This is a genomic window from Acidisoma sp. C75 (genome assembly GCF_054665095.1).
In genome coordinates this window covers 123,123-139,120 of the sequence record NZ_BAAFHD010000009.1, presented here as the reverse complement: position 1 = coordinate 139,120, position 15,998 = coordinate 123,123, and the positions used below count along the sequence as shown (strand labels likewise).

The window sequence follows — 15,998 nt, the reverse complement described above, 5'->3', positions numbered from 1 at the left end:
CATATCGAAACCCTGCGTTACAGAGCGGCCGGTTACACTCGCCACCGGTACCGACAGGAGAATGATGTGCCGAGCCCACGCCGATCGCCACCCCACCGCGGCGCCGATGATCGCTACGATGATATAACGATCTCCCTGCACTGGCTGGCGGCGGGCCTCATCGTCATCCTCTTCGTCATGGCGGAGATCTGGGGCTTCCTGCCGCGCGGCGGCGGCTGGCAGGCGATGCTCAAAAGCCTGCATGTCTCGCTCGGCGTGCTGCTGATCCTGGCGGTGCTGGCGCGGCTCGTCTGGCGCAGCCTGTTCGGGCGGCATCTGCGGAACGAAGGCGTCGCCGGTATGGCGGCCAAGGCCGTGCATGTCCTCCTCTACCTGATGATGCTCGCCATGATCCTCTCCGGCCCGGTCAAGAGCTGGACGCACGGCCATGGGCTCAGTGTCTTCTGGCTCTTCTCCATCCCCACGCCTTTCGCCATGCCGCCCGCCTGGCACGGCCCGGCAAGCTTCGTGCATCACTGGGCAGCCTGGGCGATCATCGTCATCGCCGGGTTCCATGCGAGTGCCGCGCTCTTCCACCATTACGGGCTGCGCGACGGCGTGCTCCACCGCATGCTGCCGGGCTCGCGCGGCGGGGCGGGCCGCCCGGTCAGAGCTGCGCCAGGCCGCTGAACAGCAGCCGGGTATCGCCCCCCACCCAGATGCGGCCCTGGCTGTCGCGGTCGATCATGACCCGCCCGCGGCGGCCGAGCCGGGTGCCTTGCGCCGCGACATAGGCGCCCTTCACCCGCCCGCTGGCGAAGAGCCATTGCGCGGCGGAAGCGTTGAGGCTCCCGGTTACCGGATCTTCGATCACCGCGCCTTGCGCATCCGTGAAGAGGGCGCGCAGCTCGTAGGCGGCCTCGCTCCCCGGCGGATGGGCGCCGATAAGCCCGATATCGATGTGCCGCTCGTGCCGCCCGGCGGGGGTCACGTTCAGCACCGCCTCGGCCGAGGCGAGCATGATGCCAAGCCAACCTGGGCCATTGTCGATCCAGGCGGCATCCTGCACCGCCTCCCGCCCGATGCCAAGGAAGGCGCAGGCTTCCGCGAGCTCTGCCTCCGTCGGCGGGCCGCTGCGGGCCAGCGGTGGCGCTTCGAAGGCGAGCCGCCCCTCGGCGCAGCGGATGGTGACGAGGCCGGCACCGCATTCCTGCACAATGGCATCTGCCTGGCGCGGCTTGCCGCCAGCGGCGAGCCAGGCATGGCAGGTGCCGAGCGTCGGGTGGCCGGCGAAGGGCAGTTCCCGCGCCAAGGTGAAGATGCGCACCCGGTAATCGGCGTCCGCCCGCGTCGGCGGCAGCAGGAAGGTGGTTTCGGACAGGTTGAGCCAGCGGGTGGCGCGCTGCATCTCCTCGGTTTCCAGCCCCGCCGCATCACCGATGACGGCGAGGGGGTTGCCGGTGAAATCACCGCTGCCGAAAACATCCACCATCTGGAAGGGCCGTGCCATCATCCGCCTCGCTGCGCCATGCCGGCCGAGCCTAGCAGATCCCGCAAGCTTGGCTCGTCCCCCAGGCGCCGGGGCCGGGTCCGGCGCGGCGCATGGCCGCATCCGCGCCTCCGCGACCGGTCTCGCTTGTTGGGCAGGCCAGGCATCCTCGCCCGGCCAGATTTTCCATCCGGCCGGGATCTGCTCTAAAAGCCGAGACCCCCGGAGGTGCTCGACCGATGACAGCGGACTCCCCCCTCGCCCAGGCCGCCGCTACGGTCGATGACCATGCGGCGAGCCTCAGGCGCACCATTCGCACCGAGATGGCGGGCCTCGCCGCACTGGAAGCGGCCATGGCGGCCGGGCTCAGCACGGTTTTTCTCACCGTTGCCGCCCTGATCGAGGAGAGCGGCGCCGTCATCGTCACCGGCATGGGCAAATCCGGGCTCATCGGCCGCAAGATCGCAGCGACCCTGGCGAGCACCGGCACGCCGAGCCATTACGTCCACCCCGCCGAGGCGAGCCACGGCGATCTCGGCATGATCGGCCCGACGGATGTGGTGCTGGCGCTTTCCTGGTCGGGCGAAACCCCGGAACTCGCCGATATCGTCGCCTATACCCGGCGCTTCGATATCCGGCTGGTGGCCCTCACCTCCCGCGCCGATAGCGCGCTCGGCCGGGCCGCCGATCATGTGCTGCTGCTGCCGACCTCGGAAGAGGCCTGCCCCAACGGCCTCGCGCCCACCACCAGCACCACCATGCAGCTGGTGGCGGGCGATGCGCTGGCGGTGCTGCTGCTCGAACGGTCCGGCTTCACCGCGCATGATTTCCGCCGCTACCATCCGGGCGGCAAGCTCGGTGCCCGGCTGCTCACCCTCGGCCAGCTCATGCATACCGGGGATCAACTGCCGCTCATCCCGCTCGGCGCCTCGCTCTCGCAAGGCATCGTCGAGATGACCTCGAAGCGCTTCGGCATCGCCGCCGTGGTGGATGCCGAGGGCCGCCTCGTCGGCGCGCTGACGGATGGCGATCTCCGCCGCGCCTTCAGCGGCGGCTTCACCGACAAGCCGGTGGCGGAGGTGATGGGCCGCCGGCCGCAGACCATGGCGCCAAGCGACCTCGCGGCCCAGGCGCTGGCGCGGATGAACGAGCGGCGCATCACCTGCATCTTCGTGATGGAGGGCGAAAAGCCGGTCGGCCTCGTCCATATCCACGATCTGCTGCGCGCCGGCGTCGCCTGATACGGCGGGCGACTTGCCTGTAGGTCTCCGGCAGGCTAAAATATACCTCGTTATATAACTTGGAATGAAGATGATGACGACGGATGTTCTGGCCGATCTCGGGCCGATCTTTCTCGGCAGCCGGCTGAAGCGCCTGGCGGAGCGGATGCAGGCCGGCGCCGCCCGCGCCCTGGCAGATGCCGGGATGGAGCTACAACTGGCGCAACTGCCGCTGCTCGCGGCCCTCGATCGGGGCGCCTTGACCGTGGGCGACCTTGCCGAGGCGGTCGGCACCAGCCAGCCGGGCGTGACGCGCACGATCGGCCAGCTTGTCTGCTCCGGCCTCGTTCAGGCCGAAGCCTGCGCAGACCAGCGGCAGCGCAGCCTCTCCCTCACCCCTGCCGGCAAGGCCGCCATGGCACGGCTGAAGTTCGCCCTCTGGCCGCGGATCGAGCGGGCGGTGCAGGAGATGTGCGCGGGCCTCACCGGACCTTTGCTCGGGCAGATCGCGGCGCTCGAATCCTCGCTTGCCGAAAGCCCGCTGGACGAACGCATCCGGGTGGCCCAGCCTGCCGGCCTCGTTGTCCGCGACTATGATGAAAGCCTCGCCCAGGCCTTTTACGACATCAACGCCGAATGGATCGAGGCGATGTTCCGGCTGGAGCCGACGGATATCGAGGTGCTCCGCAATCCGCGGGAGCGGATCATCGCGCCCGGCGGCACGATCCTCTTCGCCGAGGCGCCGCATCTCGGCATCATCGGCACCTGCGCGCTACAGAAAACGGGCGAGGGCTGCTTCGAGCTGACCAAGATGGGTGTGCGCGCCAATGCCCGCGGCCTCAAGGCCGGCGAATTCCTCCTCACCGCGATGATCGCGCAGGGCCAGCGGATGGGGGCGCGGACGCTCTACCTCCTCACCAACAAGCGCTGCGAAGCGGCGATCCATCTCTACGAGAAACTCGGCTTCGTCCATGATGCGGCGATCATGGCCCGCTACGGCGCGCGCTACGAGCGGTGCGACGTGGCGATGCGCTACGCCGGCTGAAACCCCGAGGCCGCCGCGGAGCGCGCGCGCCGGACGCGAAAACCCCGCGCAAGCTTCCGCCTGGCGGGGTTTTTCCGTGCTCGGCCGAACCGCGCCGCTTTACGGCGCGGCGGACTTACTTGATCTTGGCTTCGCGGAACACGACGTGCTTGCGGGCCACCGGATCGTACTTCTTGAATTCCAGCTTGCCGGTCTGCGCGCGGGTGTTCTTCTTCGTCACATAGAAATAGCCGGTCTCCGCGGTGGAGAGCAGTTTGATCTGAACGGTGTTGGACTTCGCCATCGTGCACTTCCTGTCGCCGCCCGAACCGACACCCCGGGCCGCCGCGCGGCTGCGGGATCAAGACCGGCGCTTGATTCCAAAACGAGGGCGCCTCATGGCGCATCGGCGGCCTCGCGGTCAAGCCCCCGCGGCGCAGGGCGGACCCTATTCGCCGGAAAGTTCCCGCCGCCGCCGGTCCAGCTCCTCGGTATAGCGGCGCAGCGCATATTGCTCGGTGAGCAGGCCGATCACCCGCATCGTCTCCTGGCTATCGACGACGGCGAGCGCATCGCTCTCCGATTCCTCGAAGAGACCGATCGCGGTCTTCACGGTCATCGCAGGCGTGAGCACCGTATCCTCGACATGGCGCAGCTCGCCCACCGTCTCGGCCGTCACATCCGGGCTGAAGGCTTCCGCCGTCTGCACGATGCCGGCATAGCGCCCGGCATCATCTACCAGGATCACGCGATGGGTGGAGCCGAGCGGGAATTCCCGCCGGAAGGCGTCGAGGCTCATGGAGGCGCGCACCGTCCGCTGGTCCCGCCGCATCATCCGCCCCACGCTCAGCGTATTCACCCAGCCGATATCGACCGCGCTGCGGATCGCCTCACCCCGCAGATGGAACCGCCAGGTGGCGAAGGAATAGCCGAAGGTGCGCCGCGCGGTGAGCGAGGAGACGATGACGGCCGCCAGCACCGCGACCGTCAGCGGGAAGCTGCCGGTGCTTTCGAGCGCCAGGAAGCACATGGTGAGCGGCCCGCCGATGATGGCGACGGCCATGGCGCTCATGCCGATCAGCCCATAGACGACCGAGGGCATCATCGGCCCCACCGCGAAGAGCGCCATCACCCCGGCGAAGACCTTGCCGACCAGCGAGCCGAGGAAGAGCGAGGCGAAGAACAGGCCACCGCGAAAGCCCGAGGCGATGGACATGGCGGAGGCGAGGGATTTGAGCACCAGCGCGGTCGCCACCAGCAGCAGCGGGTAATCGAGGCCGAGCCCGCTATGCAGCGCACCATGGCCGGAGGAGAGCACCATGGGCGTGACGAGGCCGCAGAGGCCGACGACGAGCCCGCCCGCCATCGGCCGGCTCCACACCGGCAGCGTGCTGCGGCGGAACCAGGCTTCGAGGATCGTCACCCCGCGCATGATGGCGATGGCGACGAGCGCGCAGATGATGCCGAGCGCGAGGATGGGGATATACTGCACCACAGGATAATTGTCCGGCAGTTGCAGGTTGAGCGGCTCGATCCCGGCGCCGAGCGCGCGCTCGACGAAGACGGCCGTGATCGAGGCGACCACCACCGGCGCGAGATTGGCGATTGTATAGGTGCCGATGACGAGTTCGATGCCGTAGAAGGCGCCCGCCATCGGCGCGTTGAAGGCGGCGCCGATCGCCCCCGCCGCGCCGCAGCCCACCATCAGCCGCAGATCGCTGCGCCGCAGGCGGAAGCTGCGCCCGATGGAGGAGGCGATGGAAGACCCCATCTGGGTATAGCCCGCCTCTAGCCCCACGGATGCGCCGACACCGCAGGAAAGCAGCGTCTGCACGACCACGATGAGACTGTCGGTGAGTGACATGCGCCCGCCATAGAGCGCATTGGCCTCGATCGGGTCGATCGCGCGGCGCGGCCGCCAGCGGGCGAGGGCGAGGCCGAGGAGGCCGAGGAGCAGGCCGCCGGCGGCCGGCACAATGAGCAGGCGCGGCACGGGGAGTTCGGCGGCGGTGCTGAGGCGGGTGCCGTGGGGGATGAGGAACAGCGCCTCGTGCATATGCTGGATGATGCCGTTCATGACGACGACGACGAGGCCGGCGCCCACGCCCACCCCCGCCGCCAGCACCGTCAGCCACAGCTCGTCCGCGCGCACCAGGGCGCGCAGCATCTGCGGCGTGTGCAGAACCCACTCCCCCCATTGCTGTCGGCGGCTGCGATCCGGCAGGGAGCGCGTCGACATCGTGCGGCTCGTCCTCAGTCTTCGGCAGCCCGGGCGGCGCCGGCTGCTTGTCGCGGTTGCAAAGCCCGAAAGCGGCAAACCCGGAACAGGCCGCCGCTTTCGCCCTATAATCCGCCTTTTAGCTCACAACTCGCTGACGGAAGTAAGTCAGGGAGTGGGGTTTCGCCGAAAAATTTCTGCACGGCAGCATGGCGCCGGCAAGGGGCCTGCAAGCCCGAGCCCGCCCCCGCGATCCTGACGATCCGGCAGGCGGGCTGGGCCGCCGCTAAATCTGTCGGGCGGCGGTGAAGGCAAGCACCAGGAAAATCACGCAGATGACGAGGAAGAGGAAGAACAGGAACTTCGCGATTGCCGCCGCGGCCCCGGCAATGCCGCCGAAACCCAGGGCACCGGCGATAATGGCGATGATGGCGAAAATGAGCGCCCACTTCAGCATGATGGCCACCTCACATTGTTGTAACGCTGAGGTAAGCGAGGCGCGGGCGTTTCCAATCCGCGCCAGCGGTCACCAGACTGCGAGCGCCCGGGCAGCGACGCAGCCGGTGGCGCCTCAGCCGGCCAGGCGGAAGCGCCCGGCGGCGCCCGGCGTGGGCAGCAGCGCCACGAGCTTGCCCCCTTGCCATTGCGAGACGGCGGAAAAGGCCCGCAAATTCTGCCCGTCGCCGCCGAAGAGCGCGCCCCAGCCATTGGCGAGCGCCCCGCGCGGCAGGCCGAGGCTGCGCACGACGCCGAGGATCTTGTCCTTATCCGCGCTTTTGGCGAGCCGCAGCACATCGAAGCAGAGCGCGGCACCGGCGAAGTGGGAGAGGCTGAGGCCGGAGCGCGGGCGCGCCCCGAAACGCTGCTCGTAGAGGGTCTTGACCATCGCCGCATCCGGGGCCAGCCGCTCGCGCACGCCGAAGGGCACGACGCCGACCGCGAGCGAACCCTCGAACGCCGGGCCCACCATATCGGCCGTCTCGCTCGATCCATAGGCGGGGGCGAGCCCGATGAGGCTGCGCGGATGCCAGGCGCGGCTGGCGAGCGCGGTATGCAGCAGCACCACATCCTCGGCCGAGCCGTGATGCATGAGCACCTCGGGCCGGAGCACGGCCAGCCGGTCCGCCAGGGCATCGAAATCGGCCTTGCCCGGCTGGTAGGCGATGCTCATCGGCGCAGGCAGGTGGCGGCTATGTGCTTCCGCCTGCACCAGCGATTGCAGGGCGCTGCCGGAGGCATCGTCGGCATAGAGGAGGGCTGCGGGCATTTGCGCGGCGGGCTTTCGCAGCGCCGGGGCGACGAGGCTCGCCAGCGCCTCCAGCGCCGCATGGGCGGTGCCCGTCTCGGTATCGCAGACGCGCAGGAGGTAATGGAAGCTGCGGCCCGTCACCAAAGGGAGGGTTGCCGTCAGTTCCCAATAGGGAATGCCCGACCCCTCGCTCGCCTCGCTGGCGCCGAGGCTGAGCGAACTCGCCCCCGTGCCGAAGAAGAGCGCGGGCTGCTTCTCCGTGATCAGCCGCCGGGCCTCGGCGACCGCCCGGTCCGGATCGGCAGCGTCGCCGAGCGCGAGATCGACCGGGCGGCCGAGCAGACCGCCGCCGGCATTGCAGAGTTCAACGGCGAGCTGCACCCCGCGCAGGCATTCGTTGCCTTGGGCGGCGAGCACGCCGGTCAGCGGGAAGAGCGCGCCGATCACCAGCGCCGATGCGCCCGGGGCACTGGCCGCGGGAGGGGCGCCGGCAGCCCCGGCGCGGCGCGCGAAGGCGCCGGCGGCAACGAGCCCGAGGCCCGCCGCCGTACCGCCTAGAAGATCCCGCCTGCGCGCTGCCATGGCCTTCCCCCCTCATGGCTGAGCCTCTGCCGCGCCGGAGGCGCGCCGTCATCGCCCCGCATGACTAATCCGCCGGCCTTGGCGGGGAAAGGGCAGAGGCTTAACTATATGCGCCAAGCGCGGGGCGGCGGCCGGCCGGCCATCGCCCCCCCGATCCCATTCCAGCAGCCGAGGCCGCAATGACGCTCCCGCAAACCATGCGCGTGATCCAGACGAAGGGGGCCGGCGGCCCCGATGTCATGCAGCTGGGCGAGGCGCCGCTGCCAAGCCTGCGGCCGGGCGAAATCCTCATCGAGGTGGCGGCGGCCGGCGTCAATCGCCCCGATCTCCTGCAGCGCCAGGGCCTTTATCCGCCGCCCGCCGATGCCAACCCCGTCCTCGGCCTCGAAGTGGCGGGCAAGGTGGTGGCGCTCGGCAGCGAGGTATCCGGCTGGCAGGTGGGGGACCGCGCCTGCGCACTGACCAATGGCGGCGGCTATGCCGAATTCTGCGCCGTGCCGGCAGGCCAGGCGCTGCCCTGGCCGGAGGGCTATACCGCCGAACAGGCGGCGGCACTGCCCGAAAACACCTTCACCGTCTGGGCCAACCTTTTCCAGATGGCGCGGCTGCATGCCGGCGATAGCGTGCTGATCCATGGCGGCACCGGCGGCATCGGCATCACCGCCATCCAGCTTGCCGCCGAATTCGGTGCCGTGGTGTTCACCACCGTCGGCAGCAAGGACAAGGCACGCGCCGCCGAGCGCCTCGGCGCCCATGCCGCGATCGACTATACCGAGGTCGATTTCGCCGACGAGATCAAGCGCCTCACCGCCTATCGCGGGGTGGACATCATCCTCGATATTGTCGGCGCGCCCTATTTCGCGCGCAACATCGCCTCCCTCAAGCGCGGCGGCCGGCTCGTCTATATCGCCTTCCTGCAGGGCGCGACGGTGGCGGAAGCCGATCTCCTGCCGATCATGGCCAAGCGCCTCACCGTCACCGGCTCCACCCTCCGGCCCCGCACCTCGGCCGAAAAGGCCGCGATCGCGCGGGAATTGCAGGAACGCGTCTGGCCGGTGCTCGCCGCCGGACGCGCCGCGCCGGTGATCGAGCGGGTCTTTCCGCTGGCGGACGCCGCCGAGGCGCACCGGCTGATGGAGGGGCGCGGCCATATCGGCAAGATCATCCTGTCGGTGGCGGGCTGAGCACGCGGGCATGCTGCTGCAAGCGACCATCCAGGGGGTAGCGGCGGATGGCCGCGCCCCCGTTCTCCTGCTGCACGGGCTCTTCGGCTCCGCGCGCAACTGGGGCGCGCATCAGAAGGCGCTGGCGGCCGAGGGACGGCAGGTCATCGCGCTCGATCTCCGCAACCACGGCGAAAGCCCGCACGGGCCGGTGCCGGATTACGCGACGCTGGCGGCCGATGTCGCCGAAACGCTCGGCCATCTCGGCCATGCCCGCTGCCGGCTGCTCGGCCATTCCATGGGCGGCAAGGTCGCCATGGCGCTGGCCCTCACCCGCCCGGCGCTGGTGGAGCGGATCGTCATCGCCGATATCGCGCCCCGCACTTATCCGAACGGCAATGCCCGGCTGATCGCAGCGATGCGGGGCCTCGCTTTGCCCCCCGGCATGACCCGGGCGGAGGCGAGCGCCGCGCTCGCCCAAACCATCCCGGATGCGACGATCCGCGCCTTCCTGCTGCTCAACCTCCGCCTTGGCGGCGGTGAGGCCGGCTGGCGCCTCGGCCTTGCCGAACTCGCGGCCGGCATCGGCACGATCGAGGGCTGGCAGCCGCTCCCCGGCGTCTTCACGGGCCCCGCGCTCTCCATCGCGGGCGGACGCTCCGCCTATGTGCCGGAGGAGGCGCGGGCCGAGCTTCGCGCCCTCTTCCCGGCGATCCGCTTCGCCACCCTCCCCGCGGCGGGGCATTGGCTGCATGCCGATGATCCGCAAGGCTTCCTCGCCGCGATCCGCCCTTTTCTCGACGAGGCTGCAGCATGAGCAAGACCATTCTGATCACCGGGGCGAGCCGGGGCATCGGCCGCGCCGTGGCGCTCGGCGCGGGCGCGCGCGGCTGGTCCGCCGGCGTCAATTACGCGAGCGCGCGGGAGGCGGCCGAGGAGGTGGTGGCGGAGGTCGCCGCCGCCGGCGGCCGCGCGCTCGCGGTCGGCGGGGATGTCGCTGAGGAAGCCGATGTGCTTGCCATGTTCGATGCGGTGGAGCGGGGCCTCGGCCCGCTGGACGGCGTCGTCATCAATGCCGGGATCGCCGCCCCCTCGATGACGCTCGCGGAGATGAGCGCGGCGCGGATGAAGCGGCTGTTCGAGGTCAATATCTACGGCGCCTTCCTCACCGCGCGGGAAGCGGCGCGGCGGCTTTCCACCAGCCGCGGCGGGCGCGGCGGATCGATCGTGATCGTCTCCTCGGTCGCCGCCCGCCTCGGCTCGGCCTTCGAATTCATCGACTACGCGGCCTCGAAGGGTGCGCTCGATACCCTCGCCCTCGGCCTCGCCCGCGAACTCGGGCGGGAGGGGGTGCGGGTGAATGCGGTGCGGCCGGGGCTGACCGATACCGAGATCCATGCGAGCGCCGGCGCGCCGGACCGGGCGCAGCGGCTTGGCACCACCACGCCGATCGGCCGGGCGGCCGATCCGCGGGAAATCGCGGAGCCCATCCTCTGGCTTCTCAGCGATGCCGCTTCCTATACCAGCGGTGCGATCCTGGATGTCTCGGGCGGCCGGTAGCGCCACAGGGAGAGCTTCCCGTAGGCGCCAGCTCAGGCGCGGCCGGCTCAGGCGCCCCCGGCTAGGCGCCCCCGGCTAGGCGCCCCCGGCAATCCCCCGCCAGGTGACGGCGAAGCGATCGGCGAAGCCGCGCGGCCCCTGCGGGCGATCGCGCCGGCCGGCGAGATCCCGCGCCGCCAGCACCCCGGGGAGCGCGGCGGCGATCGCGCTGCGCGGCGGCGGCGGCGCCCTCCGCGCCTCGGTCAGCCAGCCGCGCGCCTCGGCCCGCAGGCGGTGCAGAATGCGCAAAAGCCCCGGATGCCGCGGCTCAGCGAGCGCCGCTTCACGGCTCAAGCCCTCAGCCGCCAGCAGATCCTCCGGCCAGGAGGGCAGCAGCCCCTGCCCGGCCTGGGCGAAGCGGGCGCGAAACAGCCCCGCCGCGCCATAGGCCGCGCCGCGCAGCCTGAGGCCCGCGAGCACCGCGGGCGCTTCCACGCCGAGCGCCTCTCCGGCCGCGACAGCAAGGCCGCCCGCGCCCTGCATGAGCCAGGCGGACCAGCTCGCCTGATCGGGGAAAGCGCCATCCACCTCCTGCTCATACGCCGCCACGATGCCTTCCAGCGTGGCGGCGCTCACCTGCCCGGCGCGCAGCAGCGCGCTGAGCGGCGTCGCGATCTCGCCAGGCTTGTCCTCGCCCTCCACCACTTCCCGCCACCATTGCAGGCGGATGAGCGCGAGTAGGCTCTGGCTCGTCACCACCCGCGCCCGGGCCAGCTCGTAATTGAAGGCATAGAGCACGACGAGCGCCTCCCGCCGCTCCTCCGGCGCGAAGAGCAGGGTGAGGAAACGGTCGGGGTCGTGCCGGCGGAGCGCCTGCGCCAAGGGGGAGAGCATGGCCTGGGTGATGGACCGGGAGTGTGGCCCTTAGCAAGAAGCGGTGAGCCGCGGCCGCACGGCTTCGCGATGGGTTGACGCTGCGGGCCCTGCGGCTAATGGTTACAAAAGGTGAGTGGGAGGCGGAGCCGCCAAGCGGTCCGCCCCCTGCGCATGCAAAAACCAATGGAGCGCATCATGGCTTTCGAGCTTCCCCCGCTGCCCTTTGCCACCTCGGCCCTCGCCGAGGCCGGCATGTGCCAGGAAACGCTGGAGCTGCATCACGGCAAGCACCACCAGGCTTACGTGACGGCGCTCAACGGCTTCGTCGAGAAGAACGCCAATCTGGCTGGCAAGTCCCTCGAAGAGATCGTCAAGCTCTCCTACGGCCAGAGCGATCTCGCCCCGGTCTTCAACAATGCCGGCCAGCATTGGAACCATATCCTCTTCTGGAAGAACCTCTCGGCCAAGGGCGGCAAGCTGCCGGGCAAGCTCGAAGCCAAGATCACCGAGGATTTCGGCTCCGTGCAGGCCTTCAAGGATGCCTTCAAGACGGCGGCGACGACGCAGTTCGGCTCCGGCTGGGCCTGGCTCGTCATCGGGGCGGACGGCAAGCTCAAGGTGACGAAGACGCCGAACGGTTCCAACCCGCTCGCCACCGGCGAGGGCAAGGCGCTCCTCGGCCTCGACGTGTGGGAACACAGCTACTACCTCGATTTCCGCAATCGCCGGCCGGATTACACCCAGAACTTCCTGGACAAGCTGGCGAACTATGAATTCGCCGAAGCCGAACTCGCCGCCGCCTGAGCGGGCGGCCGGCCCGGCCGGGCGAGCTCGTATCCGGCCGGGCCTTTCTCAGCGTGGCGTCAGAAGCCGCGTTCAATCGCCACAACCACGTCATGCCCGGCTTCATGCCGGGGATGACGCCCGCGGCGCATGCCTCCGTATCAGTCTGACAAGCCTCAGGCGCGGTCGTCCACTGTCACGCCAAGCTGCTTGAGCTTGCGATGCAGCGCGCTCCGCTCCATGCCGACGAAGGCAGCGGTCTTGCTGATATTACCGCCGAGGCGCAGCAGCTGCGCCTGGAGATACTGGATCTCGAACAGATCCCGCGCCTCGCGCAGTGTCAGCCCCATCATGTCGGCGCCTGAATCGAGGCTGAGCAGGCGGGGCGCATGGGCACCGATCTCCGCCGGCAGCACCTCGGCGCGGATCGGATCGGCAGCACTGCCCGGCGCCATGATAATGAGCCAATCCATCAGGTTGCGCAGTTGGCGGACATTGCCCGGCCAGTCATAGGCCTGCAGCGCGGTCATCGCATCCGCCGCAATCTCGCGGGCCGGCATGCCGGCATTCTCGGCCGCGCGGGCGAGGAAGTATTGCGCAAGCTGCGGCACATCCTCCCGCCGCTGGCGCAGCGCCGGCACCTGCAGCGGCACCACCGCCAGGCGGTAGTAGAGATCCTCGCGGAAGCGGCCGGCGGTGATCTCGGCCTGCAGATCCCGGTTGGTGGTGGCGATCACCCGCACATCGACGCTCACCCGCGCCGAGCCGCCCACCCGCTGGAAGGCCTGGTCCTGCAGCGCGCGCACGATCTTGCCCTGGGTTTCGAGCGGCATATCGGCCACCTCGTCCAGCAGCAGGGTGCCGCCATGGGCGCGTTCCAGCACGCCCGCGCGCCGCGGCTCGCGGTTAGGCCCAGCGGTCGCCTCCACCCCGAACAGCTCCTCCTCGAAGCGGGCGGGATTGAGCGTCGCGCAATTGAGGGCGACGAAGGGCTGGTCCGCCCGGCGGGACAGGGCATGCACCATGCGCGCCGCCACTTCCTTGCCGACACCCGCCGGCCCGCTGATCAGCACGCGCGAGCCGGTGGGCGCCACCCGCTCGATCGCGCCGCGCAGCGCCTGCATCGCCGGGCTATCGCCGAGCAGGGTGCTTTCCGCGCCCACCCGTAGCTTCAGCTCGGCATTCTCGGCCGCGAGGCGCGCGGCCTCCAGCGCGCGGCGGACCATGAGCAGCAGGCGATCGGACTTGAAGGGCTTCTCGATGAAATCATAGGCGCCCTTCTGGATGGCAGTGACCGCCGTTTCGATGGTGCCATGGCCCGAGATCATCATCACCGGCACGCGCGGCTCTTCCCGGCAAAAGACATCGAGGATGCCGAGCCCGTCGAGGCGCGAATTGCGCAGCCAGATATCGAGGATGACGAGGCTCGGCCGCCGTGCCTGGAAGGCGGCGATCGCCTCATCCGCATTGGATGCCTGGCGCGTGCTGTAGCCTTCATCGCGCAGCACGCCATCGATGAGCATGCGAATATCGGGCTCATCGTCAACGATCAGAATATCAGCCGCCATCTTGCGTTCCGCCCAAGCCTTCAGCCGTCAGCATGCGCGGCTTTCGCGGGCGCCGCCATCCCCGCGCCGGCCGGCAGCACCAGCCGCGCCACCGCGCCCGGCCCCGGCTTGCGATCTTCGAGAACGAGCCGCCCCTCGTGATCTTCCATGACCTTCTTGACGATCGCGAGGCCGAGCCCGGTGCCCTTTTCCTTCGTCGTCACGTAAGGCTCGGTCAGATGCGGCCGCTCGGCATCGGGCAGGCCGATGCCGTCATCCGCCACGCTGATCACCACATCCTGCCCTACTTGCTCGACCGTCAGGCTGATTTCGCTCGCGCCATCCCGGCTGGCTATCGCATCCGCGGCATTTTGCAAGAGGTTGGTGAGCGCCTGGCCGATCAGCCGCCGGTCGCAGGGGGCGGTGATTCCGCCCGGCGGAATGGCGGCGACGAAGTGGATATCGGGCCGCGCATGCTGCTGCAGCATCAGCGCATCCCGCGCCACCTGGCCGATATCCTCGGGATGGATGACAGGCTGCGGCATGCGGGCGAAGGCCGAGAACTCGTCCACCATGCGGCCGATATCGCCCACCTGGCGCACGATGGTATCGGCGCATTGCGCGAAGGTCTCGGGGTCGGACTGGATTTCCTTGAGGAAGCGCCGCTTCAGCCGCTCCGCCGAGAGCTGGATCGGGGTCAGCGGGTTCTTGATCTCATGCGCGATCCGCCGCGCGACATCGGACCACGCGGCCTTGCGCTGGGCGGCGGCGAGCTCGGTGATATCGTCGAAGGTGATGACGAAGCCGTCCAGCCGGTCCTCTGTCATCTCGGCGCCGAGGCGGACGTTGAGAAGGCGCCGCCCCGCCGCCGGGCCGATCGCGATCTCGGCGCGCCGGGCGCGTTCCGGGCTGGCCCGCACCGCCTCGATCAGCGGCGCGAATTCCGGCACCAGCTCATCGAGCGGCCGGCCGAGGGAGGCCATGAGATCGACGCTGAGAAGATGGGAGGCGGCGCGGTTGGGCAGTTCGATCCGCCCCTGCTGGTCGAGCCCGATGACCCCGGCCGAGACCCCGCCGAGCACCGCTTCCGTGAAGCGGCGCCGCTCGTCAATCTGGCTATAGGCTTTCATGAGTTCCGACCGCTGCGCGTCGAGCTGCCCCGTCATGCGGTTGAAGGCGCGGGTGAGGCCGGCGATCTCGTCCTCCCGCCGGCTTTCCGGCAGCCGCACGGCGAGATCGCCCGAACGGATGCGCTCGGCCGCGCGGATGAGCCGCCCGACCGGCCGGGCGATCTGGTTGGCGAAGAGCAGCCCGACCAGCACTGCGGCCGAGAGCACGAGCAGCGCCACGGTCGCGAAGATCACCACGAAGGTGATCTGCAGGCTATGCCGGTTCGATTCCAGCCGGTGGTATTCCTGCACCGCCGCCGCCGTGCGCGCCATATGCGCGAGGATCGAGGGATCGACCGGCTTCTGGATCAGCAGCATGAGCGGCGGGGTGGTGGCGAGCTGCACCAGCCCGCTGACGAGCGAGCCGTCCTTGGAGCTGAGCACCACGACATCGCCGTTCTTGGCGATCGCCTGCGCCCAGGGCGGCGGCAGCGGCGTCGTCAGCCCGCCCATGAAGCCGGCGGAGGCGATGACCTGGCCGGTGGTGGGGGTAAAGACGATCGCCTCCGTCAGCCCGCGCAGCGAGACCTGGGTTTCGAGGAACTGGCCGAAGGCCTGCATGTCGCTGGTGATGAAGGGGCCGGCGCGCGCCATGTCATCGGCCATGGCGAAGGCATCGGTGCGGATCTCGTCCTTGTGCTCGTTGAGATAGCCCTGCGCCACCTGCATGCTCTCGTCGAGCGCGGTGCGCACCCGCTCGTTGAACCAGGCCTGGATGCCGAGCTGGAAGAAGATCGTCGCGAAGATCGCGACCACGATCGTCGGCGTCACCGCGACCACGCTGAACAGCAGCACGAGCTGCGCCTGCATGCGGCTGCCGGCCGAGCCCCGCCGCCGCTCGCGATAGACCCGCCAGAGCCGCACGCCGACGGCGATCGCGAGCAGCACGAGGACGACGAAATTGGCCGGCACCAGGGAGATGATCTCGTCATGGCTGAGGCCGAGGGAGGAGCCGCCCGAGAGCACGACGAAGGTCGCGCAGGCAAGGATCAGCGCGACGAGGGCGAGGATGAGCGTGACGGTGCGCCCGAGCAGCACGCGCAGCAGCCAGCGCAGCCTCGGCCAGCGCTTGTTCGGCCCCTCATCGCCCAGGAGGGGCATGGAGGAATTGGGCGTGTTACTGATCAGCATGCGCGCGCGACTTGCCCCGTTGCGGCTGG

At 69.6% G+C, this 15,998-nt stretch carries 15 protein-coding genes; 7 read left to right on the top strand and 8 right to left on the bottom strand.

Going from position 1 to position 15,998, the window contains the following annotated elements:
- The first annotated feature begins 66 nt into the window (after window positions 1-66).
- Window positions 67-669 (top strand): cytochrome b, encoded by a 603-nt coding sequence (locus ACYQ7X_RS13365; protein ID WP_459697532.1) that lies wholly within the window; start codon window positions 67-69, stop codon window positions 667-669.
- Here the strand turns inward: ACYQ7X_RS13365 and ACYQ7X_RS13360 are convergent.
- On the bottom strand, window positions 647-1,489 hold the full coding sequence (locus tag ACYQ7X_RS13360; protein WP_459697617.1) for a PhzF family phenazine biosynthesis protein: 843 nt from the start codon (window positions 1,487-1,489) through the stop codon (window positions 647-649). The genes ACYQ7X_RS13365 and ACYQ7X_RS13360 overlap by 23 nt on opposite strands.
- A gap of 218 nt (window positions 1,490-1,707) precedes the next feature.
- On the opposite strand from ACYQ7X_RS13360, the gene ACYQ7X_RS13355 reads away from it, so the two are divergent.
- Together ACYQ7X_RS13355 and ACYQ7X_RS13350 are read left to right on the top strand one after the other, a co-directional pair.
- Complete coding sequence (locus ACYQ7X_RS13355) at window positions 1,708-2,709, top strand: KpsF/GutQ family sugar-phosphate isomerase (RefSeq protein ID WP_459697531.1); 1,002 nt, start codon at window positions 1,708-1,710, stop codon at window positions 2,707-2,709.
- 70 nt (window positions 2,710-2,779) lie between these two features.
- Window positions 2,780-3,733: a GNAT family N-acetyltransferase gene (locus ACYQ7X_RS13350; RefSeq protein ID WP_459697530.1), complete on the top strand. Its 954-nt coding sequence runs from the start codon at window positions 2,780-2,782 to the stop codon at window positions 3,731-3,733.
- Between the two features lie 115 nt (window positions 3,734-3,848).
- On the opposite strand, the gene rpmG is transcribed toward ACYQ7X_RS13350, so the two are convergent.
- The 4 genes from rpmG to ACYQ7X_RS13330 form a co-directional block, all read right to left on the bottom strand.
- Entirely contained in the window at window positions 3,849-4,016 is a 168-nt protein-coding gene (gene rpmG / locus ACYQ7X_RS13345; RefSeq protein ID WP_227306051.1) for a 50S ribosomal protein L33, read from the bottom strand.
- A 144-nt stretch (window positions 4,017-4,160) separates the two neighbouring features.
- The gene (locus ACYQ7X_RS13340) at window positions 4,161-5,951 is read right to left on the bottom strand and encodes a chloride channel protein (protein ID WP_459697529.1); all 1,791 of its coding nucleotides are present in this window, start codon (window positions 5,949-5,951) and stop codon (window positions 4,161-4,163) included.
- Between the two features lie 265 nt (window positions 5,952-6,216).
- Window positions 6,217-6,387 (bottom strand): DUF1328 family protein, encoded by a 171-nt coding sequence (locus ACYQ7X_RS13335; protein ID WP_459697616.1) that lies wholly within the window; start codon window positions 6,385-6,387, stop codon window positions 6,217-6,219.
- A gap of 114 nt (window positions 6,388-6,501) precedes the next feature.
- Complete coding sequence (locus ACYQ7X_RS13330; RefSeq protein WP_459697528.1) at window positions 6,502-7,761, bottom strand: ABC transporter substrate-binding protein; 1,260 nt, start codon at window positions 7,759-7,761, stop codon at window positions 6,502-6,504.
- A 179-nt stretch (window positions 7,762-7,940) separates the two neighbouring features.
- Here ACYQ7X_RS13330 and ACYQ7X_RS13325 point away from each other — a divergent pair, with 179 nt between their 5' ends.
- Genes ACYQ7X_RS13325 through ACYQ7X_RS13315 form a run of 3 tightly spaced genes read left to right on the top strand, consistent with a single transcriptional unit; the run spans window position 7,941 to window position 10,484 of the window.
- Entirely contained in the window at window positions 7,941-8,945 is a 1,005-nt protein-coding gene (locus ACYQ7X_RS13325; protein WP_459697527.1) for an NAD(P)H-quinone oxidoreductase, read from the top strand.
- A 10-nt stretch (window positions 8,946-8,955) separates the two neighbouring features.
- Complete coding sequence (locus ACYQ7X_RS13320; protein ID WP_459697526.1) at window positions 8,956-9,741, top strand: alpha/beta fold hydrolase; 786 nt, start codon at window positions 8,956-8,958, stop codon at window positions 9,739-9,741.
- The gene (locus tag ACYQ7X_RS13315; RefSeq protein ID WP_459697525.1) at window positions 9,738-10,484 is read left to right on the top strand and encodes an SDR family oxidoreductase; all 747 of its coding nucleotides are present in this window, start codon (window positions 9,738-9,740) and stop codon (window positions 10,482-10,484) included. Before ACYQ7X_RS13320 ends, ACYQ7X_RS13315 begins: the two co-directional genes overlap by 4 nt.
- Window positions 10,485-10,559: 75 nt before the next feature.
- On the opposite strand, the gene ACYQ7X_RS13310 is transcribed toward ACYQ7X_RS13315, so the two are convergent.
- Window positions 10,560-11,357, bottom strand: coding sequence for a squalene/phytoene synthase family protein (locus ACYQ7X_RS13310; protein WP_459697524.1), 798 nt, complete (start codon window positions 11,355-11,357; stop codon window positions 10,560-10,562).
- Between the two features lie 177 nt (window positions 11,358-11,534).
- Between ACYQ7X_RS13310 and ACYQ7X_RS13305 the strand changes: the two genes are divergently transcribed.
- Window positions 11,535-12,143: a superoxide dismutase gene (locus ACYQ7X_RS13305; RefSeq protein WP_459697523.1), complete on the top strand. Its 609-nt coding sequence runs from the start codon at window positions 11,535-11,537 to the stop codon at window positions 12,141-12,143.
- Between the two features lie 155 nt (window positions 12,144-12,298).
- Here ACYQ7X_RS13305 and ntrX read toward each other — a convergent pair whose 3' ends face one another.
- On the bottom strand, window positions 12,299-13,690 hold the full coding sequence (ntrX, locus tag ACYQ7X_RS13300; RefSeq protein ID WP_459697522.1) for a nitrogen assimilation response regulator NtrX: 1,392 nt from the start codon (window positions 13,688-13,690) through the stop codon (window positions 12,299-12,301).
- Window positions 13,691-13,710: 20 nt separating this feature from the next.
- Window positions 13,711-15,939, bottom strand: coding sequence for a sensor histidine kinase NtrY-like (locus ACYQ7X_RS13295; protein ID WP_459697615.1), 2,229 nt, complete (start codon window positions 15,937-15,939; stop codon window positions 13,711-13,713).
- Window positions 15,940-15,998: the final 59 nt, after the last annotated feature.